Annotated in this window: 14 protein-coding genes and 1 pseudogene; 4 read left to right on the top strand and 11 right to left on the bottom strand. The window is 72.5% G+C overall.

The features are described from left to right. Positions 1-24: 24 nt before the first annotated feature. The 3 genes from CCN44_RS03690 to CCN44_RS03700 all read right to left on the bottom strand — a co-directional run bounded on the left by CCN44_RS03690 (position 25) and on the right by CCN44_RS03700 (position 2861). Positions 25-765 (bottom strand): ABC transporter ATP-binding protein, encoded by a 741-nt coding sequence (locus CCN44_RS03690; protein ID WP_059252861.1) that lies wholly within the window; start codon positions 763-765, stop codon positions 25-27. 190 nt (positions 766-955) lie between these two features. Then, positions 956-2320: an aspartate aminotransferase family protein gene (locus CCN44_RS03695; protein WP_059252862.1), complete on the bottom strand. Its 1365-nt coding sequence runs from the start codon at positions 2318-2320 to the stop codon at positions 956-958. 19 nt (positions 2321-2339) lie between these two features. Then, positions 2340-2861, bottom strand: a complete 522-nt coding sequence (locus CCN44_RS03700) for an Lrp/AsnC family transcriptional regulator (RefSeq protein ID WP_059252863.1) — start codon at positions 2859-2861, stop codon at positions 2340-2342. Between the two features lie 170 nt (positions 2862-3031). On the opposite strand from CCN44_RS03700, the gene CCN44_RS03705 reads away from it, so the two are divergent. The 3 genes from CCN44_RS03705 to CCN44_RS03715 all read left to right on the top strand — a co-directional run bounded on the left by CCN44_RS03705 (position 3032) and on the right by CCN44_RS03715 (position 6324). Further along, positions 3032-4471, top strand: a complete 1440-nt coding sequence (locus CCN44_RS03705; RefSeq protein WP_059252864.1) for a gamma-aminobutyraldehyde dehydrogenase — start codon at positions 3032-3034, stop codon at positions 4469-4471. 191 nt (positions 4472-4662) lie between these two features. Further along, a complete protein-coding gene (locus CCN44_RS03710; RefSeq protein ID WP_086696835.1) occupies positions 4663-5856 on the top strand; it encodes an extracellular solute-binding protein in 1194 nt (397 codons plus the stop codon). Positions 5857-5958: 102 nt separating this feature from the next. Continuing rightward, positions 5959-6324 carry a hypothetical protein gene (locus tag CCN44_RS03715; RefSeq protein ID WP_086696836.1) on the top strand — a complete coding sequence of 122 codons (366 nt, stop codon included), beginning with the start codon at positions 5959-5961 and terminating at the stop codon, positions 6322-6324. Positions 6325-6358: 34 nt separating this feature from the next. Here the strand turns inward: CCN44_RS03715 and CCN44_RS03720 are convergent, their stop codons facing one another. From CCN44_RS03720 to CCN44_RS03740, 5 genes are read right to left on the bottom strand one after another with little or no spacing between them, the layout of a single operon-like run. After that, positions 6359-7240 (bottom strand): carbohydrate ABC transporter permease, encoded by an 882-nt coding sequence (locus CCN44_RS03720; RefSeq protein WP_086696837.1) that lies wholly within the window; start codon positions 7238-7240, stop codon positions 6359-6361. Then, positions 7237-8205 carry a carbohydrate ABC transporter permease gene (locus tag CCN44_RS03725; RefSeq protein ID WP_059252868.1) on the bottom strand — a complete coding sequence of 323 codons (969 nt, stop codon included), beginning with the start codon at positions 8203-8205 and terminating at the stop codon, positions 7237-7239. The genes CCN44_RS03720 and CCN44_RS03725 overlap by 4 nt, the downstream gene beginning before the upstream one ends. Beyond that, positions 8199-9530, bottom strand: coding sequence for an ABC transporter substrate-binding protein (locus CCN44_RS03730; protein WP_086696838.1), 1332 nt, complete (start codon positions 9528-9530; stop codon positions 8199-8201). Before CCN44_RS03730 ends, CCN44_RS03725 begins: the two co-directional genes overlap by 7 nt. Further along, a complete protein-coding gene (locus CCN44_RS03735; RefSeq protein ID WP_237482299.1) occupies positions 9527-10507 on the bottom strand; it encodes a GNAT family N-acetyltransferase in 981 nt (326 codons plus the stop codon). Before CCN44_RS03735 ends, CCN44_RS03730 begins: the two co-directional genes overlap by 4 nt. Before the next feature lie 23 nt (positions 10508-10530). Next, positions 10531-11727: an exo-beta-N-acetylmuramidase NamZ family protein gene (locus CCN44_RS03740; RefSeq protein ID WP_086696839.1), complete on the bottom strand. Its 1197-nt coding sequence runs from the start codon at positions 11725-11727 to the stop codon at positions 10531-10533. A 154-nt stretch (positions 11728-11881) separates the two neighbouring features. Between CCN44_RS03740 and CCN44_RS03745 the strand changes: the two genes are divergently transcribed. Continuing rightward, a complete protein-coding gene (locus CCN44_RS03745) occupies positions 11882-12415 on the top strand; it encodes a hypothetical protein (RefSeq protein WP_059252871.1) in 534 nt (177 codons plus the stop codon). Here CCN44_RS03745 and CCN44_RS03750 read toward each other — a convergent pair. The 3 genes and pseudogenes from CCN44_RS03750 to CCN44_RS03760 form a co-directional block, all read right to left on the bottom strand. Then, positions 12405-13586, bottom strand: a complete 1182-nt coding sequence (locus CCN44_RS03750; RefSeq protein WP_086696840.1) for a serine hydrolase domain-containing protein — start codon at positions 13584-13586, stop codon at positions 12405-12407. The two genes, CCN44_RS03745 and CCN44_RS03750, sit on opposite strands and share 11 nt — an antisense overlap. 326 nt (positions 13587-13912) lie before the next feature. Beyond that, positions 13913-14629, bottom strand: coding sequence for a glycerophosphodiester phosphodiesterase (locus tag CCN44_RS03755; RefSeq protein ID WP_086696841.1), 717 nt, complete (start codon positions 14627-14629; stop codon positions 13913-13915). 19 nt (positions 14630-14648) lie between these two features. After that, positions 14649-15882 (bottom strand): annotated as a pseudogene (locus tag CCN44_RS03760) (adenosine deaminase). Between the last annotated feature and the right edge of the window lie 439 nt (positions 15883-16321).

Genomic DNA, 16321 nt, shown 5'->3' on the forward strand with positions numbered 1-16321 from the left:
GGACGGCGGGCCGGGCGGCGCGGGTCAGACGGAGAGCGAGCACGCGGCCCGGCCTTCCGCGTCGGGGCTGTCCGGCAGCTGCACGGTGTGCACCCGGCGTCCGTCCAGCAGGGTGACCGTGCGGTCGGCGAGGGCGGCGGTGTCGGGGTCGTGGGTGGCGAGGACGACGGTGATGCCGTGCGAGCGGGCCGCCGCGGTGAGCGTGCGCAGCACATGGGCGCGGTCGGCGCGGTGCAGCGGGGCCGTCGGCTCGTCGGCGAAGAGGACCGCGGGGGAGGGGGCGAGCGCCCGGGCGATGGCGACGCGCTGGCGTTCGGCGTGCCGCAGCTGGTGCGGGCGGCTGCGGGCCCGGTCGCCGACGTCGAGGCGCTCCAGCCACTCCAGCGCGGCCGCCTTGGCCCGGCGGCGGCCGGTGCCGCGCAGCATCAGCGGGAGCGCGGCGTTCTCCCAGACGTTCAGCTCGGGGACGAGGGCCGGCTCGGGGTCGATCCAGCCGAAGCGGTCCCGGCGCAGCCGCTCGCGGGCCAGCGGGCCGAGCGTGTGCACGGGGGCGCTGTTGAACCAGACCTCGCCGTCGCGCACCGGCAGCTGTCCGGACAGACAGCGCAGCAGGGTCGTCTTGCCGCTGCCGCGCGGGCCGCTGACGGCGAGGATCTCGCCCTCGCGTACGCCGAGCGAGATCCCGTTGAGTCCGGGGGAGCCGTCGCGGTGTCTGAAGTGCAGGGAGCGTGCCCAGAGCACGTCGTTGTCCGGCGGGGCCTCCATGGGCGTACACCTCGGTTCTGATCCGTTTTCCCGTATCCGTTCCCCCGTCCGGGGGAACGAGAGCTGGGCCCATCGGTCACTGGAACGCTAGGCAGGCGGGTGCGGGGAGGCCGGACAGCACACGGCCCCGGGCCGCCGTTCTCACTCGAACGGAGGGCGCCGGGGCCGGGCCGGTCATCCGGGCGGATGATCAGAGCTTCGTCCACGCCTCGCTGAGGGTGGCGCGCAGGATCTGCTCGATCTCGTCGAAGGTCTCCTGGTCGGAGATCAGCGGCGGGGCGAGCTGGACGACCGGGTCGCCGCGGTCGTCGGCACGGCAGTACAGGCCGTTGTCGAACAGGGCCTTGGAGAGGAAGCCGTACAGGACGCGCTCGGTCTCCTCCTCGTTGAAGGACTCCTTGGTGTTCTTGTCCTTCACCAGCTCGATGCCGTAGAAGAAGCCGTTGCCGCGGACGTCGCCGACGATCGGCAGGTCGTGCAGCTTCTGCAGGGTCCGCAGGAAGGCGCCTTCGTTGTCCAGCACGTGCTGGGTGAGGTTCTCGCGCTCGAACAGGTCGAGGTTGGCGAGGCCCACCGCCGCGGAGACCGGGTGGCCGCCGAAGGTGTAGCCGTGCAGGAAGGTGTTGTCGCCCTTGTAGAACGGCTCGGCGATCTTGTCGGAGATGATGCAGGCGCCGATCGGGGAGTAGCCCGAGGTCATGCCCTTGGCGCAGGTGATCATGTCCGGGACGTAGCCGAACTTGTCGCAGGCGAACATCGTGCCGAGGCGGCCGAAGGCGCAGATGACCTCGTCCGACACGAGCAGCACGTCGTACTTGTCGCAGATCTCGCGGACCCGCTGGAAGTAGCCGGGCGGCGGCGGGAAGCAGCCGCCGGCGTTCTGCACCGGCTCCAGGAAGACCGCGGCGACGGTGTCCGGGCCCTCGAAGAGGATCTGCTGCTCGATCTGGTCGGCGGCCCAGCGGCCGAAGGCCTCCGGGTCGTCACCGAAGATCGGGGCGCGGTAGATGTTGGTGTTCGGCACCTTGTGCGCGCCCGGGACGAGCGGCTCGAACGGCGCCTTCAGGCCCGGCAGACCCGTGATGGACAGGGCGCCCTGCGGGGTGCCGTGGTAGGCGACCGCGCGGGAGATGACCTTGTACTTGGTCGGCTTGCCCTGCAGCTTGAAGTACTGCTTGGCGAGCTTCCAGGCGGTCTCCACGGCCTCGCCGCCGCCGGTGGTGAAGAAGACCTTGTTCAGGTCGCCCGGGGCGTAGTCGGCGAGGCGCTCGGCCAGCTCGACGGCCTTGGGGTGGGCGTACGACCACACCGGGAAGAAGGCCAGCTCCTGGGCCTGCTTGAAGGCGGTCTCGGCGAGCTCCGTGCGGCCGTGACCGGCCTGGACCACGAACAGACCCGCGAGACCGTCGAGGTAGCGCTTGCCCTTGTCGTCGTAGATGTAGGTGCCCTCACCCCGGACGATGGTGGGGACCGGGGAGTTCTCGTACGACGACATGCGGGTGAAGTGCATCCACAGGTGGTCGTACGCGGTACGGCTGAGGTCCTTGGTGCTCACGGTTATCGGGTCCTCACGGTTATCGGGTTCCCCACATGTAGGTCTGCTTCTTCAGCTTCAGGTAGACGAAGCTCTCGGTGGAGCGCACGCCGGGCAGGGCCCGGATGCGTTTGTTGATGACGTCCAGCAGGTGGTCGTCGTCCTCGCAGACGATCTCGGCGAGGATGTCGAACGAGCCCGCGGTCATCACCACGTACTCGACTTCCGACATGTCAGTCAGCGCGTCCGCGATCGACTCGACATCGCCCTCGACGTTGATCCCGACCATCGCCTGCCGGCGGAAGCCCACGGTGAGCGGGTCCGTGACGGCGACGATCTGCATCACGCCCTGGTCCAGCAGCTTCTGCACGCGCTGGCGCACGGCCGCCTCGGACAGGCCCACGGCCTTGCCGATCGCGGCGTACGGCCGGCGGCCGTCCTCCTGGAGCTGCTGGATGATGGCGAGAGAGACGGCGTCCAGCTGGGGACTGCCGCCGTTCCTGGACTCGCGGGACGAGTCCCTCTGGTCTGCGCTTCGACTGGCCACGACCTCACTGTGCACGACGTCTCGACAGTTTCGCAAGGCCCGATCGATGAAATTCGTTGTTTCCGAGACCGGACCTTGCGGATTTCGCAGATGTGGTGGCGGTGGGGGTGTTGAAAACGTGGGTCCGGCGACTAGGGTGGGTGTCTCAGCGATTGGACAGCTTGAACCAGATCAGGAGGCCGGCAGTGAGCACCGAGCTGCGTCGTCTGCGCAACTACATCGACGGTGAGTTCCGGGACGCCGCCGACGGACGGACCACCGAGGTGGTCAACCCCGCGACGGGCGAGGCGTACGCCACGGCGCCGCTGTCCGGGCAGGCGGACGTGGACGCCGCCATGGAGGCCGCCGCCCGCGCCTTCCCGGCCTGGCGCGACACCACCCCGGCCGAGCGGCAGAAGGCCCTCCTGAAGATCGCGGACGCGTTCGAGGAGCGCGCCGAGGAACTGATCGCGGCCGAGGTGGAGAACACCGGCAAGCCGGTCGGGCTCACCCGGTCCGAGGAGATCCCGCCGATGGTCGACCAGATCCGCTTCTTCGCGGGTGCGGCCCGGATGCTGGAGGGCCGCTCGGCCGGCGAGTACATGGACGGGATGACCTCGATCATCCGCCGCGAGCCGGTCGGCGTCTGCGCCCAGGTCGCCCCGTGGAACTACCCGATGATGATGGCCGTGTGGAAGTTCGCCCCGGCCATCGCCGCGGGCAACACGGTCGTCCTCAAGCCCTCGGACACCACCCCCGCCTCCACGGTCCTGATCGCCGACATCGTCGGCTCGATCCTGCCCAAGGGCGTCTTCAACGTCATCTGCGGCGACCGTGACACCGGACGCATGATGGTCGAGCACGACATCCCGGCGATGGCCTCCATCACCGGCTCCGTCCGCGCCGGCATGTCCGTCGCCGAGTCCGCCTCCAAGGACCTCAAGCGGGTCCACCTGGAGCTGGGCGGCAAGGCGCCGGTCGTCGTCTTCGAGGACACCGACATCGCCAAGGCCGTCGAGGACATCGCCGTCGCGGGCTACTTCAACGCCGGCCAGGACTGTACGGCCGCCACCCGCGTCCTCGTCCAGGAGTCCATCCACGACGAGTTCGTGGCCGCGCTCGCCAAGGCCGCGTCCGAGACCAAGACCGGCCGGCCCGACGACGAGGACGTCCTCTTCGGCCCGCTGAACAACCCCAACCAGCTCAAGCAGGTCTCCGGCTTCATCGACCGCCTGCCGGCCCACGCCAAGGTCGAGGCGGGCGGCCACCAGGTCGGCGACAAGGGCTACTTCTACGCCCCGACCGTCGTCTCCGGCCTGAAGCAGGACGACGAGATCGTCCAGAACGAGGTCTTCGGCCCGGTCATCACCGTCCAGTCCTTCACCGACGAGGACCAGGCCGTGGAGTACGCCAACGGCGTCGAGTACGCCCTGGCCTCCTCGGTGTGGACCAAGGACCACGCCCGCGCGATGCGCATGTCCAAGAAGCTCGACTTCGGCTGCGTGTGGATCAACACCCACATCCCGCTGGTCGCGGAGATGCCGCACGGCGGCTTCAAGAAGTCCGGCTACGGCAAGGACCTGTCGGCGTACGGCTTCGAGGACTACACGCGCATCAAGCACGTGATGACCTCGCTGGACGGCTGACACGCCCTGCCGGGTCCGGCCGTACGCCGGCCGCGGGTGCGTGGGGGCCGGTCGCGCCCACGCACCCGCGGCCGCATGCCGATGCGGCCTCCCGCCCCCGGGTTCCTGATCGACACGGTGTCCGGCAGGCGCGGCCGCGTTCGACGCAGCGTCGATTGATCGCCCGAACGGCGCAACGGCATGCTTTCGGGGTGTCCCAGACTTCTTCCCGTACGCCCCCGCCGTCCCGCCGTTCTCTCCTGCGTGCCCTCGGCGGCACCGCCGCGCTCGGTGCCCTGGCCGGGTGCGGGGTGCCCGCCGCCTATGTGGCGCCCGGTGACCGGGCCGTGCCCGACGAGTCCGCGGTCGACAAGAGGCTGACCTGGGCGAACTGGCCGCTGTACATCGACACCGACGACGACCACCCCGATCGGCGGCCCACGCTGCGGGCGTTCGAGCGGCGCACCGGGATCTCCGTGGACTACGTCGAGGAGATCAACGACAACGACGAGTTCTTCGGCAAGATCAGCCCCGCGCTGATGAACCACCAGTCCACCGGCCGCGACCTGATCGTCATCAGCGACTGGATGTGCGCCCGGTACGTCCGGCTGGGCTGGGTGCAGGAGATGGACCGCGCCCACCAGCCCAACGTGGCCGAGCACCTCGACCCGCTGCTCCGCTCGCCCGCCTTCGACAAGGGCCGCCGCTTCACCGTGCCGTGGCAGTCCGGCATCACCGGCATCGCCTACAACCACCGCAAGCTCGGCCGGGAGATACGCGCCGTCTCCGACCTCTGGGCGAAGGACCTCAAGGGCCGGGTGACCCTGCTCTCCGGCCTGGACGAGGCGTACGCGCTGCTCATGCAGGGCAACGGCGTGGACATCACCCGGTGGACCGCGGACGACTTCCACCGGATGTGCGAGCAGGTGGAGCGGCAGGTCCACCGGGGCCAGATCCGCCGGTTCACCGGCAACGACTACACCAAGGACCTGGTCAGCGGGGACGTGCTGGCCTGCCAGGCGTATTCCGGCGACGTCATCCAGCTCCAGGCGGACAACCCCGACATCCGCTTCGTCGTCCCCGAGGAGGGCGCCGAGCTGTGGTCGGACTCCCTGATGATCCCCGACCGGGCCCGGCGCAAGGCCAACGCCGAGCGGCTGATCGACTACTACTACGAACCCGAGGTCGCCGCGCGGCTCGCCACGTGGGTCACCTACGTCTGCCCGGTGCCGGCCGCCCGCGACGTCCTGGCCGACGCCAAGGACAAGGACACCGCCGCGCTCGCCGACAACCCCCTGGTCTTCCCGGACTCCGGCATGCGCGGGCGCCTGGCCGTCGCCCGGGACATCCGCGCCGCGGAACGGACGGAATTCGCCCAGCGGTGGAACGGCATCGTGGGCCTCTAGGCACACGGGCAGCCCGGTCGCGATCATGGGGGTCGTACCGGTACGGCGGGGCGGAGAGGGGCGGAGAGCGTGACGACATGGGGGCTCGTCCTGGAGACGACCATGGGGGCCGGCGAGGGCAAGCGCACGGAGGCGCGCGTGCTGGCGCACATCTCCGGAACGCGCGCGGAGGCGCTCGCCGAGCTGGAACGGCGGGCCCGGGGCTACGCGCCCGAGCACCCGAGGAGCCCCCGGCGCCGCCGGCTCTTCCGGGACGGCGACGGGTTCCTCCTCGTCGTGGAGGGAGCGTTGCAGTCGTTCGCCACCCGGTTCACCGTGGCGGAGCTGCTGGAGGACTCCGCCGCGGGGTCCGCGCAGGCGCCGGGCGGGGCCGCCGGCGCACCGGACGGGGCGGGGGAGCAGGGCGAGCGGTACGCGGACGGGGTGCCCGTCAGGCCGGCGTGGCTGGGCCGCGACGATCTGCCGTGAGCCGTCCGCCGGCGTGTGCCTGCGGTGTGCCGCCTCACTTGAGGCCGCTGAGCATGACCCCGCGGATGTAGTGCTTCTGGAGCAGCAGGAAGAGGATCAGCACCGGCAGGACGCTCAGGACCAGGCCGGCCATGACGATCGGCATCGTGCGGGCCGGGTCGACGTGGTCCTGGAGCAGCTGGATGCCCACGGGCAGGGTCATCACGTCCGGGTTGGCGGTCGAGACGAGCAGCGCCCAGATGTACTCGTTCCAGGCGTCGACGAAGGTCAGTAGCCCGAGCGTCACCACGACCGGCTTGGTCTGCGGCACGACGATCCGCCACCACACGGCGAACTCCCCGGCCCCGTCGATGCGCGCGGCCTCCAGCACCTCGTCCGGGATCGCGACCATGAACTGGCGCATCAGGAAGATGCCGAAGCCGTTGACGAGGAACGGCATGGCGAGCGCCGCGATGCTGACGGTCAGGCCCGCGCCGCCGCGCCCCCACAGATCGTTGCCGCCCGCCAGCGGCCAGTGCACCAGGATCAGGAAGCGCGGGATGAAGAACAGGAACGGCGGGAACATCATCGTGGCCAGGACCAGGCGGAAGACCAGGTCCCGGCCGGGGAAGCGCAGTTTGGCGAGCGCGTAGCCGGCCAGCGACGACGTGAGCAGCACCGAGCCGGTGATCACGGCGGTGGCGACGACGCTGTTGCGGAAGAGCACCGGAAGGTCCAACTGATCGACCGCCGCCCGGTAGTTGGACAGGTCGAACGCCTCCGGCAGGAACCGGTACGGCAGGGTGCCGGCCTCACCGGGGCCCTTGAAGGACGTCATCACCATGTCGAGGAACGGCACCACCGTGAGCACGGCGCCGGTCACCACCACCAGGTACGACAGCCACGGGAAACGCCGCCCGAGCCCCGCCCCGCTCACGCGTCCTCCCCCGTGCGACGGAAGACCCACAACTGGGCCAGGGTGACCGCCAGGACGACCGCGAACAGCACGAAGGCGGCGGCGCTCGCGGCACCCCAGTCGCCGTAGCTGAAGGCCTGCCGGTACATCTCCAGCGCGGCGACGTCGGTCGCGTTCCCCGGCCCGCCCTTGGTCATCACGATGATCAGCGCGAACGACTGGAGGCCGATGAGGAACTGGGTGACGCACACGAACAGCAGTGACGGCCGCAGCAGCGGCAGGGTGATCCGCCGGAAGACGGTGACGGGCCCGGCGCCGTCGAGCGCGGCGGCCTCGTAGTACGTGCCGGGAATGGACTTCAGCCCGGCGGTCAGGACGAGGATCGCCGTGCCCAGCGAGGCCCAGGCCTGGACGACCACGACCGCCGGCAGCGCGGTGTCCGGGTCCTGGAGAAAGGCCACCGAACCGAGCCCGAGGGCGTTGAGGACGCCGTTGACCAGGCCGCCCGGCTCGTACATGTACTTCCACACGTTGCCGACGGCGACGACGGTCGTGACGATCGGCAGGAAGTACAGGGTGCGCCACAGCCCCTGGAAGCGCAGCTTGTCGATGCAGGTGGCGACGAGCACGGAGCCGGCGAGCGCGAGTGCCACGGTGCCCAGGGCGAACAGCAGCGTGTTGGTCAGGACCGGCGTCAGGAACGTCGCCCCGTCCGCGAAGAGCGCGGCGAAGTTGTCCGGGCCGACGGGATCGATGTCGCCGAGGTCGAAGCCGGACCAGCGGGACAGCGACAGCAGCAGCGCGAAACCGAGCGGCAGGACCAGGAAGACCGCGAAGAACAGCAGGGTCGGCGCCAGGAACAGATAGGCGACGACGGTCTGGCGGCGCCGGCGGCGGCGGAGGCGGTCGAGGCCGCCGGCACCCGGCTCGGCGGCGCGCGGGCCGGGCGCCCGCCCGGCCGTCTCCGGCACCAGGGCGTTCACCATGAGCGCGACACCTCCTGATCGACCTGCCGGCGGACGCTGCGCAGCATCTCGTCGACCGACCGCTGACCGGTCCACAGCGCCTCGATGTTCTGGCGCAGCAGCGACTTGGCCTGCTGCGCGCCCGGCCCGTTGGGCTCCGGCACCGCGTAGGCCAGCGCGTCGAGGAAGGGGCGCAGATTCGGATCGCCGCCCCGGCCCGACAGCGCCCGCATGTCGTCGGCGCGGCCGGTCAGGGAGCCCACCGACACCTGAAGGGCGCTCATCCGGGTCGCCGTGCTGCCGCCCCGCGCCCGCACCTTCTCGGTGTTGAGCCAGCGCAGGAACTCCCAGGCGGCGCGCGGGTGCCGGCTGGCCGCGTTGACCCCGAGCAGGAAGCCGGTGGCGAGGGTGGCGGGCGCGTCGCCGGCCCGGGGGACGGGCACGGGGGCGACACCGACATCGCGGTAGTCCCGGCCCATCACGGTCCGCAGGCTGCCGGTCCACCAGCCGGCGTTGACCGTCATGGCCACCCGCCCGGACGCGAACGCCTGGTAGACGTTGACGCCCGGGTCGCTCGCCCCCTCGGCGACGAGGCGGCGCTCCAGACCGAACACCGCCCGGCCGGCCGGGGAGTCGAGGGCGGTGCTCCGGCCGTCCGCAGAGACGAACGTTCCGCCGGCCGCGTGGAGCAGGGCCAGGGTCTGGCCGACGGTGGTGGAGTCGTCGTAGGCCGACAGCCCGAACCCCTGGACCAGCGTGTTGCCGTAGCGGTCCCGCCGGGTGGTGCGGTACGCCGCCTCCTCCAGCTCCCGCCAGGTGCGCGGGGCGCCGTCGAGGCCGGCCGCGCGCAGCAGCCGCTTGTTGTAGTAGAGGGCGTACGTCTGCGCCTCGGTGGGGTAGCCGTAGACCGTGCCGTCCACCGACGCGGCGTCGACCGCCGCCGCGCCGTAGCCGCGCCTGATCTCCTGGGCGAGCTCGGGCGGCGCGGGCCGCAGGACGCCGGCCCGCACCAGCTGGCCGGTCCACAGGCAGTACGGGTGGAGGATGTCGGCGCCCCGGCCGGCGGCCTGCCGGACCATGAACGTGGTCAGCAGGTCCGTGAACTCCACGGCCTCGGTCCGCACCTTGACCCGGTCGTGCGTGGCGTTCCACTCGTCCACCGGACCCCGCAGGGCCTCTTTCAGCGCCTCGCTCGCGTAGTGGGAGAGCAGGGTGAGGACGATCGGATCGCCGGGCCGCCCGGAGCCGTGGTGCGGCGCGGCGCATCCGGCGGCGAGCAGCGCCGAGGGCAGCGCGAGCGCGATCTGCCGGCGGCTCGGGCCGCCGGAGCGGCGGGCCGGGGTCACCGGGCGGCCTCCCGGCGCAGCACCCGGAACACCCGGGTGGTGCGGAAGCCGGCCGAACGGTACAGGTGGCCCGCCGGGGACCGCTCCCCGGTCCACAGGAACCACGCGGAGTGCGCGCCGCGCGCCCGCATCCGCTCCAGGACCAGGTGGAGCAGGACCTTGCCCAGCCCGGTGCCGCGCGTCTCGGCCAGCACCCCGAACGGCCCGAACCGCTCGTCCACCCCGTCGTACGCGCCGTGCATCGCCCAGCCGGCCAGCCGCCCCGAGGGGTCCCGGACGACGACGATCCGGTCGAGCGGCGTGCCCGCGGCCAGGCACTCCCGGATCGCCCGCGCCCAGTCGGCGTTGAAGTGGTTCCCGGCGAGCGCGACGAGGTCCACCAGGTCGTCGTCGGACGGGGTGGCGAACCGGTGGCCCCGTGCCGTCAGTTCGTCCCGGCGGCGCGCGACCTCCTCGGGGAGGCGGTAGCCGACCAGGCCGCGGTCCATCGCCACCGCCTCGTACAGCGTGCAGAACCCCAGCGACCGGAGGAGTCCGGCCGCCTCCGGGTACGTCTCGGCGTCCAGGCCGGGCAGGACGTAGTGCGGGGTGTACGACGAGAAGTCCACCCGGGTGCGGCCGTGGCCGTGCAGCCAGTCGAGCGCGTCGGTCAGCAGCCGGCGGCCGAGGCCGCGCCCGCGGGCGGCCGGGTCCACGAAGAAGAACGGGATCCAGCCCTGCTCCGGCTCCAGGTCGGTGCCGGCCAGCGGGGTCAGCCGGCGCACCGCGTAGGCGGCGCCGACGACCCGGTCCCCGTCGACGGCGACCCGCAGCCCCTCCGGGTCGAAGTTGGCGTCGAGCAGCACCAGCGAGCGGAAGCGGTTCGCGGTGACGGGGTCGGCCGGCGCGCTCCGGCACCACGCCTCCACCAGCCGCGGGCCGTCGCCCACGCGGAAGCCGCGGATCCCGGCCCGGGTGCGGGTCGTACGAGCGGTCATCGACGGGGTCGTCCTTCCCGGTCTCAGGCGTACAGCAGCACGTCGTCGCCGGCCCACCGGCCGGGCGGGGCCGGGGGATCGCACAGGGGCAGCGGGTCCTCACCCGCGTCGACGGTCCGCCGCAGCCGGTCGGATCCCCACAGCAGGTCGATGAAGTGCCGGTGGCCGGCGCCCGCCGCGCCGCCGTCCGCGGGGTGCCAGGCGAAGTCGTCCGGGTACAGCCGCCGCAGCGTGGCGAGCATGGCGACGGCGGTGCGCACGGGGGCGAACGCCTCGCGGTCGGTGAGGTGCAGCTGGACCCCGCGCAGCGGCCGTCCGGCGTGCTTGTGGAAGGCCGGTACGTACCGCAGGTCCCGGAAGCGCACGCCGGGCAGGCCGAGTTCGGCGAGCGCGGGCGCGAACCGGGCGTCGAGGTAGGGGGCCCCGACGATCTCGAAGGGCTGCGTGGTGCCGCGGCCCTCCGACAGGTTCGTGCCCTCGAACAGACAGGTGCCGGGGTAGACGGCGGCGGTGGCGGGCGTCGGGACGTTCGGCGAGGGCGCGATCCACGGCAGACCGGTGGCCGCCGCGTCCATGGACCGCCGCCAGCCGGCCATCTCGACCACCGTCAGGTCGGCGGCGGCACCGGCCGCTTCCGGCACGGCGCGGGCGTTGAGGTGACGGGCGAGTTCGCCGCAGGTGAGGCCGTGCCGGACGGGCAGCGGGGCGCGCCCGACGAAGCTGGCCCACGCCGGGTCGAGCAGCGGGCCCTCGCTGACGCGTCCGCCCAGGGGGTTCGGCCGGTCGGCGACGACGAACCGCACGCCGGTGCGGGCCGCCGAGACCATCAGGTCGAACATGGTCCACACATAGGTGTAGAACCTGGCGCCGATGTCCTGGAGGTCGTACACGAGGGCGTCGACGCCGCTGTCGGTCAGCAGCGCGTCGAGGCGCTCGCCGTCGCACCGGTAGGTGTCGTGGACCGGCAGGCCGGTGCCGGGGTCCGTCCGGGCGGCCTCGCTCTCGCCGGCCTGGCCGGTCCCGTGCAGCCCGTGCTCGGGGCCGAACAGGGCGACCAGCCGCACTCCGGCGTCGAGCAGCGCGGGCGCGGCCGGGCGCAGGTCGGGGAGGACTCCGGTGTGGTTGGTGACCAGTCCGAGCCGGCCGGGGCCGGCGAGTGCGGGCGACGCGTGCAGCCGTGCGATCCCGGTCGTCACCGCGACGCGGTCGTCCGTGCTCATCCTGGGGCCCCGTCTGCCGGTGACATCTCGAAGCGCTCGAAGCGGTGGGGGAAATGTACTGGTACGTCCGGCCTTCCGCAATGACGACGGCTGTCGCGGCGGTCCGTGCCGGAGCAGTTTTGAACATGTTCAATTCCAGGCGTAGGCTCCTGCCATGAGCGACAGAGCCGCCCTGCTCAAGGGCATCCGCGTCTGGCTGGCCCTCTTCGTCGTGTGCCTCGTGCTGAGCGGGGCCACCGCTTTCCCGCTGGTGCACGAACTGCGCTGGACCGAGAGCGCGTTGCGAGCGCTGTCCGTGCCGGAGCACCTGCCCGGGCTGATGGAGTGGATCTCCCGGGTGCGGGACGGGCTCGACACGGTCGACGCCGAATACCCCTTCGTCCTGTACGGCACCGACTGGCTGGCCTTCGCCCACCTCGTCATCGCGGTCGCGTTCTACGGCCCCTACCGCGACCCCGTACGCAACATCTGGGTGGTCGAGTTCGGGATGATCGCCTGCGCGGGGATCATCCCGCTGGCCCTGGTCTGCGGACCCGTCCGCGGCATCCCGTTCTGGTGGAGCGTCATCGACATGTCGTTCGGGGTCTTCGGGGCCGTCCCGCTGTACGTCGTCCGGAAGAAGATCAAGCGGCTGGAGGCGCTCGGCGCGGCGCCCGCGCCCCCGGCCGCGGCGTCGGTCAGCGGTTGAACGCGGGGAACCCGAAGCGCTGGGCGATGGGCAGGCCGTCGTCCTTCGCGTTCGTGGCGTTGACCGCGTAGACCACGGTGCGGGACAGGTCCCGGGTCGCGGCGATCGCCGCCGCGTACCCCGGCCGCGAGCCGGTCTTGCCCCAGATCACCTTGCCGTTCAGCTCCATCCGCTCCAGCGCCGCGGCGTACCGCGCCCGGGGCACGTCCGGCAGCGTGAACATCTCCTTCAGCTGCGGCTCGGGCACCACCCGGCCACGGAACAGCCCCACCAGCAGCCGCTCCAGGTCGGCGGTGGTCGAGATCATGTCCCCGGCCGCCCAGCGGTCGGACATGTTCCAGTCGGTCACGTCGACCAGCGTGCCGTCGATCCGGTCGTAGCCCCGGTTGTGCGGCCCGTGGATGCGGGGGTCCGCGCCGTCCGGGAAGGAGGTGTGCCGCATGCCGAGCGGCCGGAAGACCCGCACGGCGGCCTGGTGCGCGTACGCGTCGCCGGTCACCTTCTCGATGAGCATGCCGAGCACGGTGTAGTGGATGTTGCCGTAGCTCTGCCGCGTGCCCGGGGCGTACGCCGGCCCCCGGGCCACGGAGGCCGCCACGACCTGGCGGGGCGTCAGCGTCTCGAAGCGGTGCGGGTAGCCCGCCTCCACGGTGTCCCCCAGGGAGGCGCCCGGGCGCAGGCCGCTGGTGTAGTTCAGCAACTGCCGCACGGTGATCGGGTCGAAGTCCTCGGTGAGCAGGCCCGGCAGGTACTGCTGCACGGTGCCGTCGAGGTCGATCCGGCCCTCAGCGGCCAGTTGCAGCACGATCGACGCGGTCACCACCTTCGTCACCGAGCCGGCCCGGAACCGCCCGTTCTCCAGGGCCGGTGCCCCGGTCCGCAGGTCCCGCACCCCGGCCGTACCGAGCCAGCGGCCGTCGCCGCCGACGCGGATCTGCGCGGCGGTGGCGTCCTGGTCGGGCAGCCCGGCGAGCGCGGCGGCGAGTGCCTCGGCGTCCGGGCCGGTCGTGGCCCGGACGGACGACGGTGCGGAGGACGACGGTGCGGAGGACGACGGTGCGCCGGACACCGGCGCGGCGGACGCGGCGAACGCGGGCACGGCGAGCGGGCCGGCGGCCAGCGCGGCGACGAGGGCGGCGGCCAGGAGGGCGGAGCGGCTGTTCCGGCGCATGTACGGGACTCCTCGGAGAGGTCGTCGGGCAGGGTGATCGGCGGTGCATGATCATCCTGCGGTCGCCGGGGCGGGGTGCGGATCCTCATCGAGGAGGGCGTACGACCCTGGCCCGGCCCCGATCGAACGGCCGCACGGGTAAGGGACGTGTCGGGGCCGCCCCCTACGGGACGGGGCCCGCCGCGGGGGAGGCGATACGCAAGGACGTCACGGCCGAACCCGCCCGGGGCGCCCGGCGCCAGGGCATGGTCCGACACCGGGAGGGACGCCGCCCTGGTCCCGCGCTACGCCACCCGCGGCACGCCGGCCGACCCCGCGACGGCGGCTCAGCGGTCCCGGGCGCAGGCGTCCGGACCCTCGGCGGCGGTGCGCAGGGCGTGCAGGACGTCGATCCGGTTCGTGGTGATCGAGTCGACGCCCAGGTCCAGCAGGCGGCTCATGGAGCGACGGGTGTCCGGGGTCCACACGGACAGCAGACAGCCGTCGTGGTGGATACGGGCCGCCAGCTCCCGGCTCACCAGCGAGAAGCGGTAGTTGAGCCAGCGCGGGCGGATCGCGGCCAGCAGCGCGGGCCGGGGCGGGGCCAGGGTCGTCCAGGTCAGGGCGATCTCGGCGGCCGGGTCGGCGGCGCGGACCGCGAGCATCGCCTCGGCGTGCGCCGAGTAGTAGACGCGGTCCTGCGCCCCGCACCGGCGGACCACGTCCAGGGTCCGCTGGACCGTACGGCGGCCCACCGGCCCGCACAGGTCCACCATCACCCGGCTGTCACCGGTCGCGGCCAGCGCCTCCGCCAGCGTCGGCACCCCGCCCGCCGTGAGCCCGCGCAACTCCTCGGCGGACAGCGCGCCCAGCGGCCGGCCGACCTCCCACAGCCGCTGGAGCGTGTCGTCGTGCAGCAGCACGGGGACGCCGTCCCGGGTGAGCCGTACGTCGACCTCGACGGCGTCCGCGCCCTGGTCGAGCGCGGACCGCAGTGAGTCGACGGTGTTCTCGCGGAAGCGGTAGGGGTCGCCGCGGTGGGCCACGGCGGTCACGGTCTGCATGGGCCCATTGTGGTGGGCGTCAGGAGCCGAGCCAGGCGGAAGTGTAGGAATCGATCTCGCCGGAGATCCGCGCCTTGCCCTCCGCGTCCAGGAAGGAGGCCTCGACGGCGTTCTTGGCGAGGTCCGCCAGACCCCGCTCGTCCAGGTCCAGGAGCCGGGCCGCCACCGCGTACTCGTTGTTCAGGTCGGTGCCGAACATCGGCGGGTCGTCGGAGTTGACCGTGACCAGCACGCCGGCCCGGGTGAACTCCTTGATCGGGTGCTCGTCCAGGGTGCGGACCGCGCGGGTGGCGATGTTGGAGGTCGGGCACACCTCCAGCGGGATGCGGTGCTCGGCGAGGTGGGCGAGCAGCTTCGGGTCCTGCGCCGAGCTGGTGCCGTGCCCGATCCGCTCGGCGCGCAGCTCGGTCAGCGCGTCCCACACCGTCTCCGGGCCGGTCGTCTCGCCGGCGTGCGGCACGGAGCGCAGACCGGCGGCGACGGCCCGGTCGAAGTACGGCTTGAACTGCGGCCGGGGCACGCCGATCTCCGGTCCGCCGAGCCCGAACGACACCAGGCCCTCCGGGCGGATCCGGTCGTCGGTGGCCAGCCGCGTCGTCTCCTCGGCCGCTTGCAGACCGGCCTCCCCGGGGATGTCGAAGCACCAGCGCAGTACGGTCCCGAACTCGGCCTCGGCGGCCTTCCGGGCGTCCTCGATCGCGTCCATGAAGCCCCGCTCGTCGATCCCGCGCCGGGTGGAGGAGAAGGGGGTGATGGTCAGCTCGGCGTACCGCACCTGCTGGCGGGCCATGTCGCGGGCCACCTCGTAGGTGAGCAGCCGGACGTCCTCCGGGGTGCGGATGAGGTCCACGACCGACAGGTACACGTCGATGAAGTGCGCGAAGTCGGTGAACGTGAAGTAGTCGACCAGGGCCTCGGGGTCGGTGGGGACCTTGGAGTCGGGGTGGCGGGCGGCCAGCTCCGAGACGATGCGGGGGGAGGCGGAGCCGACGTGGTGGACGTGCAGTTCGGCCTTGGGCAGCCCGGCGATGAAGGTGCGCAGATCGCGGTCGGCGGTGCCGGTGGCGGGTACGGAGCTGGCGGTCAAGGGGTCCTCCCCGGGACGGGCGCCCGCCGCACGGAGGCGGTGGCACGTGGTCCGTGGCACGCCGTCCGGGGTGCGGGCGCGGTGATCGGCTGATCGGTTGCGCGGCATCATCGTAGGCCCCGGGCCGCGGCCTCCCGCGCGGCCCGTAGCATGACGGGACGTCCAGCGAGGGGGGTTGTTCCACGATGTCCGACGAGGTGCCACGGTCCACGCCGGACCGGCAGACCACCGAGCCCCGCGTCTCCCTCACCAAGCGACCGACCTCGTCTTCGGATCAGGCGACACCTGGGCTGGTGGCGGACGGGTCGGTGGCGCGGGCGGGCGCGGCTGGGCTGGTGGCGGACGGTTCGTCAGCGCGGGCGCGTGAGGCCGGGCTGTCGGCGGACGGGTCGGTGGCGCAGGCCGGTCAGGCAGGGCCCACGGCGGACGGGGCACCGACGCTGGTGGATGCGGCACCTGCCGCCCACACGGTCTCGACGGATGGCCGGGCATCGGCCTCGACGGCTCCCCGGGCGGACCAGGCACCGGCCCCGGCATCTCGCCGACCGGACCAGGCACCGGCCCACGATGCAGCCCCGGGTCGCGACGCCGCCCCGGGCGCCAAC

Source organism: Streptomyces tricolor, from assembly GCF_002155905.1.
GTDB classification, from domain to species: Bacteria; Actinomycetota; Actinomycetes; order Streptomycetales; family Streptomycetaceae; genus Streptomyces; species Streptomyces tricolor.

What these genes read in the sequence shown, in the direction of transcription:
- CCN44_RS03690 (WP_059252861.1), bottom strand. Translation starts at nt 765, where the DNA reads ATGGAGGCCCCGCCGGACAACGACGTGCTCTGGGCACGCTCCCTGCAC.
- CCN44_RS03715 (WP_086696836.1), top strand. Translation starts at nt 5,959, where the DNA reads ATGGGGGCCGGCGAGGGCAAGCGCACGGAGGCGCGCGTGCTGGCGCAC.
- CCN44_RS03725 (WP_059252868.1), bottom strand. Translation starts at nt 8,205, where the DNA reads ATGGTGAACGCCCTGGTGCCGGAGACGGCCGGGCGGGCGCCCGGCCCG.
- CCN44_RS03735 (WP_237482299.1), bottom strand. Translation starts at nt 10,507, where the DNA reads ATGACCGCTCGTACGACCCGCACCCGGGCCGGGATCCGCGGCTTCCGC.
- CCN44_RS03740 (WP_086696839.1), bottom strand. Translation starts at nt 11,727, where the DNA reads ATGAGCACGGACGACCGCGTCGCGGTGACGACCGGGATCGCACGGCTG.
- CCN44_RS03745 (WP_059252871.1), top strand. Translation starts at nt 11,882, where the DNA reads ATGAGCGACAGAGCCGCCCTGCTCAAGGGCATCCGCGTCTGGCTGGCC.
- CCN44_RS03750 (WP_086696840.1), bottom strand. Translation starts at nt 13,586, where the DNA reads ATGCGCCGGAACAGCCGCTCCGCCCTCCTGGCCGCCGCCCTCGTCGCC.
- CCN44_RS03755 (WP_086696841.1), bottom strand. Translation starts at nt 14,629, where the DNA reads ATGCAGACCGTGACCGCCGTGGCCCACCGCGGCGACCCCTACCGCTTC.